Source organism: Methylosinus sp. LW4 (genome assembly GCF_000379125.1).
Classification (GTDB): domain Bacteria; phylum Pseudomonadota; class Alphaproteobacteria; order Rhizobiales; family Beijerinckiaceae; genus Methylosinus.
Genome location: NZ_KB900626.1, coordinates 92,251 through 106,077, shown reverse-complemented (window position 1 = coordinate 106,077; position 13,827 = coordinate 92,251). Strand labels below are relative to the sequence as shown.

At 65.0% G+C, this 13,827-nt stretch carries 13 protein-coding genes; all 13 read left to right on the top strand.

The features are described from left to right. Positions 1–60: 60 nt before the first annotated feature. Complete coding sequence (locus tag METLW4_RS26135) at positions 61–1,293, top strand: SCO family protein (protein ID WP_157234728.1); 1,233 nt, start codon at positions 61–63, stop codon at positions 1,291–1,293. Positions 1,294–1,432: 139 nt separating this feature from the next. Continuing rightward, on the top strand, positions 1,433–1,825 hold the full coding sequence (locus METLW4_RS0100465; RefSeq protein WP_157234726.1) for a hypothetical protein: 393 nt from the start codon (positions 1,433–1,435) through the stop codon (positions 1,823–1,825). Positions 1,826–1,927: 102 nt separating this feature from the next. After that, positions 1,928–2,470: a DUF1097 family protein gene (locus tag METLW4_RS0100460; RefSeq protein ID WP_018264229.1), complete on the top strand. Its 543-nt coding sequence runs from the start codon at positions 1,928–1,930 to the stop codon at positions 2,468–2,470. 141 nt (positions 2,471–2,611) lie between these two features. Next, positions 2,612–4,687: a sigma-54-dependent Fis family transcriptional regulator gene (locus METLW4_RS0100455; RefSeq protein WP_245258385.1), complete on the top strand. Its 2,076-nt coding sequence runs from the start codon at positions 2,612–2,614 to the stop codon at positions 4,685–4,687. Positions 4,688–4,691: 4 nt separating this feature from the next. After that, positions 4,692–5,027 carry a hypothetical protein gene (locus METLW4_RS0100450; protein ID WP_018264227.1) on the top strand — a complete coding sequence of 112 codons (336 nt, stop codon included), beginning with the start codon at positions 4,692–4,694 and terminating at the stop codon, positions 5,025–5,027. Between the two features lie 55 nt (positions 5,028–5,082). Next, entirely contained in the window at positions 5,083–6,765 is a 1,683-nt protein-coding gene (locus METLW4_RS0100445) for an Hsp60 family chaperonin (protein ID WP_018264226.1), read from the top strand. A 362-nt stretch (positions 6,766–7,127) separates the two neighbouring features. Further along, on the top strand, positions 7,128–8,708 hold the full coding sequence (mmoX, locus tag METLW4_RS0100440) for an aromatic/alkene monooxygenase hydroxylase subunit alpha (protein ID WP_018264225.1): 1,581 nt from the start codon (positions 7,128–7,130) through the stop codon (positions 8,706–8,708). A gap of 132 nt (positions 8,709–8,840) precedes the next feature. Next, a complete protein-coding gene (mmoY, locus tag METLW4_RS0100435) occupies positions 8,841–10,028 on the top strand; it encodes an aromatic/alkene monooxygenase hydroxylase subunit beta (RefSeq protein WP_018264224.1) in 1,188 nt (395 codons plus the stop codon). A 15-nt stretch (positions 10,029–10,043) separates the two neighbouring features. Then, the gene (mmoB, locus tag METLW4_RS0100430) at positions 10,044–10,460 is read left to right on the top strand and encodes a methane monooxygenase regulator MmoB (protein WP_018264223.1); all 417 of its coding nucleotides are present in this window, start codon (positions 10,044–10,046) and stop codon (positions 10,458–10,460) included. 25 nt (positions 10,461–10,485) lie between these two features. Further along, entirely contained in the window at positions 10,486–10,995 is a 510-nt protein-coding gene (gene mmoZ / locus METLW4_RS0100425) for an aromatic/alkene monooxygenase hydroxylase subunit gamma (protein WP_018264222.1), read from the top strand. Between the two features lie 80 nt (positions 10,996–11,075). Further along, positions 11,076–11,411, top strand: coding sequence for a soluble methane monooxygenase-binding protein MmoD (mmoD, locus tag METLW4_RS26130; protein ID WP_018264221.1), 336 nt, complete (start codon positions 11,076–11,078; stop codon positions 11,409–11,411). A 16-nt stretch (positions 11,412–11,427) separates the two neighbouring features. Next, the gene (gene mmoC, locus METLW4_RS0100415) at positions 11,428–12,459 is read left to right on the top strand and encodes an aromatic/alkene monooxygenase hydroxylase FAD-binding subunit MmoC (RefSeq protein WP_018264220.1); all 1,032 of its coding nucleotides are present in this window, start codon (positions 11,428–11,430) and stop codon (positions 12,457–12,459) included. A 276-nt stretch (positions 12,460–12,735) separates the two neighbouring features. Then, positions 12,736–13,815 (top strand): 3,4-dihydroxy-2-butanone-4-phosphate synthase, encoded by a 1,080-nt coding sequence (gene ribB / locus METLW4_RS0100410; RefSeq protein ID WP_018264219.1) that lies wholly within the window; start codon positions 12,736–12,738, stop codon positions 13,813–13,815. Positions 13,816–13,827 lie beyond the last annotated feature (12 nt).

Genomic DNA, 13,827 nt, shown 5'->3' with positions numbered 1-13,827 from the left:
TCGATAAGACCGCGCGGCGCGAGCAGCCGCGACATGACGCCGCGAGATGGAGCGCCCTGCGTGACGAAGAACGCGCCGATGAAGCCGCGATCCGCTTCCCCTATCGACGCCGCGACGCCCAATGCCGCGCCGCGCCGGCTCGCTCGGCTGGCGATCGATGCGACGAATGGCCTCGCGGCTTTCTGCCGTCTCGTGCTCGGAGGCGCGCCCGCCGAGCGCGGCGAGATCATCGAGCGCGTGACGGTCGAGAATGGCGTTGTCCGCGTCGCGCATTACTTTCGCGGCCGGCTCGTCGATCAGCGCCGCATCAAGGCGGAGGAGCTGGTCATAGAGCGGCGCCTCGATCGCGCGCGGCGCTGCACGCATGTCGAGATCACAACGGCGGGGCGCCGGCTCGAGATCGGACGCCATTCGACGCCGGCGGAAAAGGAGAGCGCCGTCGAGAGCCTCGCCGCCGAGCTCCGCGACATGTCGGTGGAGCCGCGCATCCGCACCACATTCGCAAAGGCGCTGCGTCATGCGCCCGGCGTGCGTCTCGCGGCGCGCTTGCGCCGCTTCATTCGCCGACGCGGCCTGCGCCGCTCGAGCGGCGCCTCGGTCTCCATCCCGCCCGAGAGCTCCGCTCGCCCCAGCCGCCCGGCGAGCGTTCGCGCCGCGCCGGGCGGCGAAAGGCGCCTTCCCGCCGCTCTGCGCTCGCGCCGTTGGTGGATCGCGACGGCCGCCGTCGTCGTTCTCGCGAGCGCCGCGGCGCCGCGCGTCGCTCCGCACCGCAACGAGGCCGCCGCGCGCGCCTATGCGCCTTCCTTCCGCCTCACTGCGACGAATGGCGACATCGTCGATGAAAAGACGATGCGCGGACGTCCCTACGCCATCTTCTTCGGCTTCACGCATTGTCCAGAAGTGTGCCCGACCACAATGCTCGAGGCGGCGCGCGCGGCCAATGAGGCGGACCCTTCCGGCGCCGGCTTCGACATTCTCTTCGCGACGCTCGATCCCGCGCGCGACACGCGCGAGAGCCTCGCCGATTTCGTCTCCTCCTTTCCGCGGCGCATCACCGCTCTGCGCGGCGCGGCGGAGGAGACGGACCGCGCGGCGCAGGCGTTTCGCGTCTATCACCGCAAGACTCCGCTGGAGGGCGGCGATTACACGATCGATCACACGACGCTCGTCTATCTCGTCGATCGCGACGGCCTCATGTCCGGCGTCGCCTCCTTCGCCGACCGCAGCGACGAAGCCGCGAAGACGCTGAAGGATTTCATTCGCCGCCAGAGCGCTCGGCATCCTCCCGCGTGAACGAAAGCTTGCTCCGGCGTGAACGAAAGCTTGCGCGCAGGCTCGCGACAACATGCCGCATGGGCGAGAGGGCGCGTCGCTTGACGCTCTCCTGCGCCGCTCGTACCTTCTCGTTCCGAACGCCTCAGAGCACAATGCCTTGAAAATCCCAGGCCGGACACATCTCAGCGTCGAGCGAGCGGCCCTCGGCATGGTCGCGGCGCTGCTGTTCCTGCTGCAGACCGTCGGCGTCGGCTTCGCGGCGGGAGCGACCGCCAATAGCGCGCAACTCTCCGGCGTCGTCTGCGCCTCCTTCAAGGCCGAGGCGGCCAAGAGCGATTCCGCTCCGATCGAAAATCATCACATCGGCCCGTGCTGCATTCTCCATTGCAGCTCGGCGATAGATGACGAGCGCGAGATCGTTCTCGTCATCGTTCTTCCGCTCGAAATCGCCTCCGATACGCCGGCGCCGAACTATGTCATCGACGCCGTCGCCGCCGCGCCCGAGCTGCGGCCTCTGTCGCCACGCGCGCCTCCAGCGCCTCTCGCCTGAAATCCCCGACTCTCTTTTTGGAAGATCGACGGCAGCGCCGTCGAGGGATTCACGCGAACTGCGCCGATCATAGGATCGCGCGCGCAGCTGGAGGCTATTGTCATGAGCATCGCATATTTCAGGGCCGTGAGCGTCGGCGCTCTCGGCGGTCTCGCCGCTTTTCTGACGCTCGGTCCCGCCGCTCCCTATGGCGCGCAGCTCTTCGCCGCGCTCATCGGCTGGGCGGGCTATATTCATCTGGGCGGCAAGCTCGACGGGCTCAAAAAATCTGTCCCGCATGATCTGCTCGGCGTCGCTCTCGCCGCAGTCGCGCTTCTCGCCGCCGCCCATATTCCCTACGGCGAGGTCGTCAGTCCGGCGGCGTCGACGGGAATCGCCGTGGCGATCACGCTCGTCGCTCTCGTGCTCTCCGCCAAGGCGCCGGCGCTCGCCGAATGGCCCGTTTCGCTGGCCGCCTATGCGACGCTGCTGGCGACCGCCCACGCCGATGATCTCGTGGCGCTCTCGCCGAGCAATCCCGCTCTGCTGGCGGCGCTGTCGCTGATCGCCGGCGCGATCCTCGGCTATTTGGCGGACCAGCTCGCCGAAGCGCTGCTGAAGCTGCCCCTGCCCGGCCAGAAAGCGCCCTCCGCCGCGCGCGGCTGACCACGCCGCAGACGCGCGACGTCGAATGCTCGCCCGCGCGCAGCGCGAGCGAGCGCCCTCGCATGAGCGAACCGTCGGACCCGACGCGCCATGCCCCGACACGTCAAAAATTCGGGAGGATCGCTTTTGAGCGATACGGCGATGAGATCCCCCATGCTCGGCCATGCGGCCGCCGCTGTCATGAACATGCGCAGCGCCGAGGAGACCGGCTTCTATGGAGTCGACCGTCCCGGCGTCGCCTGGGATTGGATGAAGCAGACGGGCCAGGCGCCCGCCGGCGCCGATTGGGTGCGCCCGCAGGTCGCCGAGGCCTGGGCGCGCTGCGTGGACGACCACGCTCTGCCCCCGGGCGCGGACTTCGCCCCACGCCAGCGCCGCGACGATCGCAGCGCGACGGAGCTCGACGCGTGGCGCGACGCCGCCGGCGGCGTCGCCGGCCGGCTTTCGTCGCTCGTCTACGAGCTGCGCGCGCTGCTCGACGAGACCAATGTCGCGCTGCTGCTCGCCGATCCCGCCGGCGCGCTCGTGCAGCTGCTCGACTCGGGCTCGCGCATAACGGCCGGCGCCGCGCAAATGGCGCGCATCGGCGCCGATTGGAGCGAGGCCAGCCTCGGCAATAATGGCGTCGGCACGGCGAGCCTCTTGCGCGCGCCGATCGCCTTCGACGGCAAGGAGCATTTCAATGGCGCGCTGCATCGCTTCGCCACCGCCGGCTGCCCCATCATCGCGCCGGACGGAAGCCTCTGCGCGATCCTCGGCATGGTCTCCGACCGTCGCGACGCCGCCAAGCTCGCTCTCGGCTTTCTCGAGCTCGCCCGCCTACTGCTGGAGACGAGCCTCTTCGACCACATCGCCGCCGACGGCTATCTGCTGCGTCTGCGCGCCGCCGGCGACTCCGAGCCGCGCTTGCCGAGCGAAGGCCGCATCTTCATCGGCGCCGACGGAATTATTCGCGGCGTCGACCGCGCCGGCGTCGAGACGCTTCGCTCCGAGCATTCCGCGCTCGTCGGCCAGCGCGCCGCGATTGCGCTCGGCGTCGATCTTCCGACGCTCGTCGCGGCGCATGAGAGCGCGCGTCTCCTTCCGCTCGTCGATCCGCGCAATCGTTATTCCATCTTCGCCGAAGCGCATCGCTGTCCCAAGCGTGAGAGCGACGCCGCATCGCCGCGCCGCGCGCCAGACCGCGCCGACGCCGCGCCGCGCGCGCCAGAGGCCCGCGCCGATTGGAGCGACAATGTGCTGGAGGCGGCGCTGCGCAAAGCCTCCGGCTTGCAGGAGCGCAATATTCCGATCCTCATCACCGGCGAGTCCGGCGTCGGCAAGGATCATCTCGTGCGCCGCCTTCACGCCAGCGGTCCGCGCAAGGAGCGTCCGCTCGTCGCCATAAATTGCGCCGCTATTCCACGCGAGCTGATCGAGAGCGAATTGTTCGGCTATGAGGGCGGCAGCTTCACCGGCGCGCGCGCCAAGGGCAAGGCCGGCAAATTCGTCGAGGCGGACAAGGGCATATTGTTCCTCGACGAGATCGGCGACATGGCCGCCGATCTGCAAGCGACGCTGCTGCGCGTGCTCGACTCGAGCGAGGTGGTGCCGATCGGCTCCAGCAAGCCGATCCGCGTCGATGTGCGCGTCGTCGCAGCCACCAATCGCAGCCTGCAGGAGATGGTGCAGAAGGGAACGTTCCGCCGCGATCTCTATTATCGGCTGAATGGCGTGCAGCTGTGGCTTCCGCCGCTGCGCGAGCGGCCCGATCGGCTCGGGCTGTTGGCGCAGCTGTTCCACCTCGAGCGAGAGGCGCTGGCGGCGCCCGAGGAGCTGCGCTTCTCCGATGAGGTGTGGCGCATTTTCTTCAAGCATCCATGGCCCGGCAACATACGCGAGGCGCGCAATGTGCTGCGCTCCAGCATCGCCGTCGCCAAGGGGCCGCTCATAGAGATCGACGATCTTCCGATCGACTTCCTCCAGGAGCTCGACTTCGACAATCGCATCGGCGCCGATGCGACGCCGCCCGCCTCGATCATCGACGAAACGGTGGAAACCGAGACCGGCTTCGACCTCTCCGATTGGGAAGCGCGCGCCGTGCGGCACGCGCTCGCCTCCGCAAAGGGCAATATTGCCAAAGCCGCGCGCAGCCTCGGCATCACCAGAGCGACGCTCTACCACAAGATGGCGCGTTACGGCCTGCGCAGCGACAGGCGAATCGTCTGCAAGAGGTGACGCGATGGGGCCGGAAGATCGCGCATTTTTAGAAGAGACCGCGCGCGCGCTCGACGCGTCCATGCGCGAGCTCGAGCAGGAGGCCGAGCGCCTGACGGAAATCGTCGGCGAGGAGCGCGCGCAAGAACTCAACGCGTTTTTGCGCCGCGAATTCGAGCCTGTCGACATAGAGGAAATACGGCGCACGCTCGATTTCGACGATCGCCGCCTGATCTCCGTGTGGATACGCCTCGAACGCAATCGCGCGCGCCGCGTGGCGGCGGGACGCAGCGCCATGGCGCTCAACGCCGGGCGCGAGGACATAGACATAACGGCTTTCGACAAGCCGAAGAAAAAATAAGAGGAAACGCGCGCGGCGCCGCGGCGGCGCATCGCGCCAGTGGAGGATCAGAGTCGTGGCCAGAAATATTCGCTTCGGCGACCCCGTTCGCAAGCGCCTGCTCGATGGAGTCGACGTTCTCGCCGACGCTGTCGGCGTGACGCTCGGCCCCTGCGGCCGCAATGTCGTCATCGAGCATCGCGCCGCCGGCCTGCCGCCGGTCGCGACCAAGGACGGCGCCACTGTGGCGCAAGCGGTGGAAGCCGCCGGACGCACGGAGAGCGTCGGCATAAATCTCGTGCGTCAAATGGCGACGGCTGTCGCCAAAGAGGCCGGCGATGGAACGACGACATCCGTCGTGCTGACCCGCCGCGTCGCCGCCGAAACGCGCAAGGCGCTCGCCGCCGGCATGAATCCGCGCGACATCGCCATTGGCATGGAACGCGCGGCGCGCGCAGTCGAGGCCGATCTTCTGCGCCGCGCGCGGCGTTGCGACGACCCACGCTCGCTCGCCCATGTCGCGACGCTCGCCGCGGGCGGCGATGAAGGCATAGGCGCGATCGTCGCGGAAGCGCTGGAGATCGCCGGCGAAGGCGGCGTCGTCGATGTCGAGCTCGGCCATGGCCTCGCCGACGACATCGAATCCGTCGAAGGCATGCGTTGGGAACAGGGCTATCGCTCGCCCTATTTCATGACCGACAGCGCGCGCAAGATCGCCGAGCTCGAGAACCCTTACATTCTCGTCTATGATCGCGTCATCAACGAATTTTCCGAGCTGGTGCCGGCGCTGGAGCTGGTGCGGCGCCGCGGCGGCAGCCTGCTCGTCGTCGCTGAAAACATAATGGAGGAAGCGCTTCCCGGACTCTTGCTCAATCATATTCGCAAGAATCTCTGCTCCATCGCCGTGAAGGGGCCGGGCTATGGCGACAGCCGCTATGAATATCTGCTCGATCTCGCCGCGATCACCGGCGGCCGCGCGATCATGGAGGCCTTCGGCGAAGACATCTCCAATGTCACGATAGAGCATCTCGGCCGCGCGCGACGCGTCGTCGTGCGCGAAGACGACACGCTCGTCATTGGCGGCGAAGGCGATCCGAATGTCATCGCCGATCGTCTCGCCTCGGCGAAGCGTCAGGCCGATTGGATCGTCGAAGGCGACGCCTCCAAAGGCTCGCCGAGCGGCAAACGTCACGAGCTGGAAAATCTGCGGACGCGCATAAAAGCCTTGTCGGGCAGAATGGCGACGATACGCGCCGGCGGCTTGTCCGACATTGTCATCAAGGAGCGCATGCAGAGAATCGAGAATGCGCTCAATTCCGCGCGCGCCGCGCAGAGCGATGGCGTCGTCGCCGGCGGCGGCGTCGGGCTCTATCGCGCGCGCGCCGCTCTCGCTGAGCTGCGCGGCGAAAATCTCGATCAGAGCCATGGCGTCGCCATCGTGCGCGCGGCGCTCGACGAGCCGATCCGGCGCATTGCGGCCAACGCCGGCGTCGACGCCGATGAATTCTTGTTCGAGCTGCGACGCTCCAATGATGATTTCTGGGGAATGGACATGCGCAGCGGCGCCTGCGGCGATCTCTTCGCCGCGGGCGTCATCGATCCCGTGCGCGTCACGCGTCTCGCATTGCGCAACGCCGTCGCGACAGCGTCCTCGCTGATGACGGTGGAATGCGCTGTGACTCATGTTCCCGTGAGCGATCCGACATTCGGATTCGATGCGCGACGCGCGGCCGAAACGCGCGAAGATCCGCGCGCCTGAATGCGCGCATGATCGCCGCGATCTCCTCGACGATCGCGGCGATCCAAGCAGGCGATGAAATTCGTGCGTATGCTAATTTGACAGCTGTATCGCGCATCGCCTTCGAATATCGCTGCGCTCACGTCATATCTCTTTCACGATCATTGCGAATCCCTTGCAAACTCTATGATTCCGCAAAATCACCATCAGTGGCACGGGGCTTGCCATAACAGTAGATGTCGTCGCTTTCGCAATAGATGAATTGCCGACGACATCGAATGTTTCCATTTCGAAAGTTTGGAAAGCGGCGCACACGTTCGGATTTGTCGACCGCAGACAAAGGCGCAAATCCGAGAAACAAAAAGTCTGTGAGGAGGAAAAGCATGGCGATCAGTCTCGCGACAAAAGCGGCGACCGATGCTCTGAAGGTCAATCGCGCTCCGGTCGGCGTCGAGCCGCAGGAGGTCCATAAGTGGCTGCAGAGCTTCAACTGGGACTTCAAGGAAAACCGCACCAAATACGCCACCAAATATCACATGGCGAACCAGACCAAGGAGCAGTTCAAGGTCATCGCCAAGGAATACGCCCGCATGGAGGCGGCCAAGGACGAGCGCCAGTTCGGCACTCTGCTCGATGGTCTGACGCGTCTCGGCGCCGGCAACAAGGTGCATCCGCGCTGGGGCGAGACCATGAAAGTGATCTCGAACTTCCTCGAGGTCGGCGAGTATAACGCCATCGCCGCTTCGGCCATGCTGTGGGACAGCGCCACCGCCGCCGAGCAGAAGAACGGCTATCTCGCTCAGGTGCTCGACGAAATTCGTCACACGCATCAATGCGCCTTCATCAATCACTATTACTCCAAGCATTATCACGATCCCGCCGGCCACAATGACGCCCGTCGCACCCGCGCGATCGGCCCGCTGTGGAAGGGCATGAAGCGCGTCTTCGCCGATGGCTTCATCTCCGGCGACGCCGTGGAATGCTCGATCAATCTGCAGCTGGTCGGCGAAGCCTGCTTCACCAATCCGCTGATCGTCGCCGTCACCGAATGGGCCTCGGCCAATGGCGACGAGATCACGCCGACGGTGTTTCTGTCGGTGGAGACGGACGAGCTGCGCCATATGGCGAACGGCTATCAGACGGTGGTGTCCATCGCCAATGATCCGGCGGCGGCGAAATATCTCAACACCGATCTCAACAACGCCTTCTGGACGCAGCAGAAGTATTTCACGCCGGCGCTCGGCTATCTCTTCGAATACGGCTCCAAGTTCAAGGTCGAGCCGTGGGTGAAGACCTGGAACCGCTGGGTCTACGAGGATTGGGGTGGAATCTGGATCGGTCGCCTCGGCAAATATGGCGTGGAGAGCCCCCGCTCGCTGCGCGACGCCAAGACGGACGCCTATTGGGCCCATCACGATCTCGCCCTTGCCGCTTATGCGCTGTGGCCGCTCGGCTTCGCGCGTCTGGCTCTGCCGGACGAGGAGGATCAGGAGTGGTTCGAGGCGAACTATCCGGGTTGGGCCGATCACTACGGCAAGATCTACAATGAGTGGAAGAAGCTCGGCTATGAGGATCCCAAGAGCGGGTTCATCCCCTACGCCTGGCTGCTACAGAACGGTCATGACGTCTACATCGACCGCGTCTCGCAGGTGCCGTTCATCCCGTCTCTCGCCAAGGGCTCCGGCTCGCTGCGCGTGCACGAATTCAACGGCAAGAAGCATTCGCTCACGGATGATTGGGGCGAGCGCATGTGGCTGTCGGAGCCGGAGCGCTACGAATGCCACAATATCTTCGAGCAGTACGAGGGACGCGAATTGTCCGACGTGATCGCCGAGGGCCATGGCGTTCGCTCCGACGGCAAGACGCTGATCGCGCAGCCCCATGTGCGCGGCGACAATCTCTGGACGCTCGAGGACATCAAGCGCGCTGGCTGCGTCTTCCCCGATCCGCTCGCCAAATTCTGATCTGCGCTCGGCGCCTCGCGTCGAATTGCAACGGGTTCCCGGCGCGCCTCGCGCGCGCCGGGTCTCGGCGGGCGACGCGCGTCCGTCGACAAGCACGAAGCACGAAAAACCCTCAAGTGGAGGACGTCTGAAATGTCACAGCCTCAGAGCTCTCAAGTCACGAAGCGAGGTCTCACCGACCCGGAGCGCGCAGCGATCATCGCCGCCGCGATCCCGGACCACGCGCTCGACACGCAGCGCAAGTATCATTATTTCATTCAGCCGCGCTGGAAGCGCCTGTCGGAATATGAGCAGCTGTCCGTCTATGCGCAGCCCAATCCCGACTGGATCGCCGGCGGCCTCGATTGGGGCGATTGGACTCAGAAATTCCACGGCGGCCGTCCGTCCTGGGGCAATGAGAGCACCGAGCTGCGCACGACCGACTGGTATCGCCATCGCGATCCGGCCCGTCGCTGGCACGCGCCTTATGTGAAGGACAAGTCGGAAGAGGCGCGCTACACGCAGCGCTTCCTCGCCGCTTATTCGTCCGAAGGCTCGATCCGCACCATCGACGCCTATTGGCGGGACGAGATCCTCAACAAATATTACGGCGCGCTGCTCTACAACGAATATGGGCTGTTCAACTCGCATTCGTCGGTCGGCCGCGACTCGCTCTCGGACACCATCCGCCAGTCGGCCATTTTCGCGGCTCTCGACAAGGTGGACAATGCGCAGTCGATCCAGACGGAGCGCCTGTTCATCGCCAAGCTCGTTCCCGGCTTCGATGCGTCGACCGACGTGCCGAAGAAGATCTGGACGACCGATCCGATCTACGCCGGCGCGCGCGGCGCGGTGGAAGAGATCTGGCAGGGCATTCAGGATTGGAACGAGATCCTCTGGGCGGGTCACGCCGTCTATGACGCGACCTTCGGCCAGTTCGCCCGTCGCGAGTTCTTCCAGCGTCTGGCCACCGTCTATGGCGACACGCTGACGCCCTTCTTCACCGCGCAGTCGCAGACCTATTTCCAGATCACGCGTGGGGCGATCGACGATCTCTTCGTCTACAGCCTCGCCAATGATCCCGAATTCGGCGCGCATAATCGCACCTTCCTCAACGCCTGGACCGAGCATTATCTCGCGCGTTCGGTCACGGCGCTGAAGGATTTCGTCGGCATCTACGCCAAGGTCGAGAAGGTCGCGGGCGCGACCGATCGCGCCGGCGTCTCGGAGGCGCTGCAGCGCGTCTTCGGCGACTGGAAGATCGATTACGCCGACAAGATCGGCTTCAAAATCGACGTGGACCAGAAGGTCGACGCCGTTCTCGCCGGCTACAAGAATTGAGAAGGAAACGCTCCTATGTCCAGCGCGCATAACGCTTACAACGCCGGAATCATGCAGAAGACCGGCAAGGCCTTCGCGGACGAGTTCTTCGCCGAGGAGAATCAGGTCGTCCACGAGTCCAACGCCGTGGTTCTGGTTCTCATGAAGAGCGACGAGATCGACGCGATCATCGAGGATATCGTGCTCCAGGCCGGCAAGGCGAAGAATCCGTCCATCGTCGTCGAGGACAAGGCGGGCTTCTGGTGGATCAAGGCCGATGGCGCGATCGAGATCGACGCCGCCGAAGCCTCCGATCTGCTCGGCAAGCCGTTCTCGGTCTACGACCTTCTCGTGAATGTGTCGTCGACCGTCGGCCGCGCCTACACGCTCGGCACGAAATTCACCATCACCTCGGAGCTCATGGGCCTCGATCGCGCCCTGACCGACATTTGATCGGCCGACGATAAGGATTGCCACAATGGCGAAGAGAGAACCCATCCACGAGAACGCCACTCGCACCGAGTGGGAAGGCAAGATCGCGAAGCTGAATAGTGTGGAGCAGGCGACGAAGTTCATTCAGGACTTCCGCGTCGCCTATTCCTCGCCGTTCCGCAAGAGCTACGATCTCGACGTCGATTATCAATATATCGAGCGCAAAATCGAGGAGCGTCTCTCGGTGCTCAAGACCGAGAAGCTCTCCGTCGCGGACCTCATCACCAAGGCGACGACCGGCGAGGACGCCGCCGCGGTGGAGGCGACCTGGATCGCCAAGATCAAGGCCGCCGAGAGCAAATATGCGGCGGAGCGCATCCATGTCGAGTTCCGTCAGCTCTACAAGCCGCCGGTTCTCCCGGTGAATGTGTTCCTGCGCACCGACGCGGCGCTCGGCACGATTCTCATGGAGCTGCGCAACACAGATTATTACGCGACCCCGCTCGAGGGTCTGCGCAAGGAGCGCGGCGTCAAGGTCCTGCATCTGCAGGCCTGACGGCTTCCTTCGAAAGAAAAAGAACGAGCGTTCGGGCGGTCCTTCCGCCCGAACGTCATCGCGACAAGGGAGGGAAGGCCATGGCGCATGGCGCGGAACGAGAAGCGGAAGAGCAGCGGATTCTGATTCACGCAGATTCACGCTACGCCGCCTATACGATGGACCTCGATTACATGTGGCGCTGGGAGATTTTGCGCGACGACGAGTTCGTGCAGGAAGGCTGCTCGCTGTCGCTGGATTCGGCGCGCGAGGCGGTCTCTCATGTGCTCCGCTTCTTCCAGCGGCAGGACGAGGCGGCGGCGCAGCCAGGCGGCAATAGCGCGGAGATCAAGCGTCTGCTGCAGACGCTCGGCACGCCGATCCCGATCGACGATCGCAACGAGACGACGAAAAACGAGCTGGCGCAGCCAGAGTAGCAAGGGCGGAAGACGTATGTATCAGATCGTCATCGAGACAGAGGACGGAGAAACCTGCTCCTTCGAATGCGGACCGAGCGAGGACGTCATTTCGGCAGGGCTTCGTCAAAGCGTGATTCTTCTTTCTTCCTGCCGCGCGGGCGGCTGCGCGACCTGCAAGGCCGATTGCACGGATGGCGACTACGAGCTCATCGACGTCAAGGTGCAGGCGCTGCCGCCGGACGAGGAGGAGGACGGCAAGGTTCTGCTGTGCCGCACCTTCCCGCGCAGCGATCTGCATCTGATCGTGCCTTACACTTATGATCGCATCTCCTTCGAGGCGATCCAGACCAATTGGCTGGCCGAGATCGTCGAATGCGATCGCGTGTCGTCCAATGTCGTGCGGCTCGTGCTGCAGCCATTGACCGCCGATGGCGTAGCGCCGATCGCGCTGAACTTCGCCCCCGGGCAATTCGTCGACATCGAAATTCCCGGCACGCACACGCGCCGCTCCTATTCCATGGCCTCGGTCGCGGAGGATGGTCGGCTCGAATTCTTCATTCGCCTGCTGCCGGACGGCGCCTTCTCGAAATTCCTGCAGACGCAGGCCAAGGTCGGCCTGCGCGTCGCGCTGCGCGGACCGGCGGGCTCCTTCATGCTGCACAAGAGCGAGCGGCCGCGCTTCTTCGTGGCCGGCGGCACGGGACTGTCGCCAGTGCTGTCGATGATCCGGCAGCTGAAGAAGGAGAGCGACCAGCAACCGGCGACCTTGTTCTTCGGCGTCACCAACTATGAGGAGCTCTTCTATGTCGAGGAGCTCAAGGCGCTGCAGAACGCCATGCCGAGCCTCGATGTGCAGGTCGCGGTCGTCAATGCGAGCGAGGCGAATGGCGTCGCCAAGGGAACGGTCATCGATCTGATGCGCGCCGAGCTCGAGAAGCTGCGCGGCAAGCCGGACATTTATCTCTGCGGCCCGCCCGGCATGATCGAGGCGGCCTTCGACGCGGCGGCGACGGCGGGCGTGCCCAAGGAGCAGGTCTATCTCGAGAAATTCCTGGCGAGCGGCTGAGCCGCGCGCCGAACGATCTTCGCTCGGCCGCGCTCGCCGGGCGGGGCTCCCGACTTTTCTGCCCGGGGCGACTCGGGCAGTTTTTTGTTGGCGCTCGCTAGAGCGCTATCCGATCCAATTGGATCGGATAGCGCTTTAGCTTCTCTCCTTGGGCGCGAATTCTGATCGATCGATCGATTCCGTTCGATCGGAAAGCGCGCTAAAGTTTGAATCCGCGGGGGCGCGGGAGTAGAACAGCCGCGCCGGCCCAATGCGCCGGGAACAGCGGAGCCCGTCTTGTCCCATTCCGTCACCGAGGCCATAGAGGCCATCGGACGCGGCGAAATCGTCGTCGTCACCGATGACGACGACCGCGAGAACGAGGGCGACCTCATCATCGCCGCCTCGCTCTGCACGCCTGAGAAAATGGCCTTCATCATCCGCCATTGCTGCGGCATCGTCTGCGCGCCGCTGACGCTGGAAGAGGCGCGGCGGCTGCATCTCGCGCCAATGGTCGCCGCCAATGACGCGCCGCTCGGCACCGCCTTCACCGTCAGCGTGGACGCGCGCGAGGGGCTCACCACCGGCATTTCCGCCGAGCAGCGCTGCAATACGGTGCGCGCGCTCGCCAATGGCAATCGCGGCCCGCATGATTTCGTGCGGCCGGGCCATGTCTTCCCGCTCATCGCCAAGGAAGGCGGCGTGCTGATGCGCTCCGGCCATACGGAGGCGGCCGTCGATCTCTGCCGGCTCGCCGGCCTGCCGCCGGTCGGCGTCATTTGCGAGCTCGCCAATGACGACGGCACGGTAATGGCCGGCAAGCAGATCGTCGATTTCGCGGCGGCCCACGGGCTGAAGATGATCTCCACCGCCGATCTCATCGCCCATCGGCAGGCGCGCGAGAAGCTGGTGGAGCGCGTCGCCAGCTTTCCGGTCAAGACCTTCGCCGGCGAGGCCACCTGCCACGCCTATGTCAGCGCCTTCGATCCGGTGCAGCATTTCGCCTTCGTCGTCGGGCAGATCGGCGACGGCAAGGGCGTGCCGGCGCGGCTGCATCGCGCCGACATCATCGCCGACGTCTTCGGCGGCGCGGATGCGATCCGCCGCACGCTGGATCGTTTCGCGGCGGAAGGTCGCGGCGTGCTGGTCTATCTGCGCGACGGCGCGGCCGGCGTTCCGGTCAATCCGGTCGTCTCGGACAGCAGCTCGGAAGAGGCGCGCACGGCGCAATGGCTGGACGTGGGTCTCGGCGCGCAGATCTTGAAAGATTTGGGCGTCACCTCGATCCGCCTGCGCACTTCCAAGCCCAAGCCGCGCACCTATGTGGGCCTCTCGGGCTTCGGCATAGAGATACTGGCGGTGGAGCCGCTGGATTAGCGAGCCGAACTC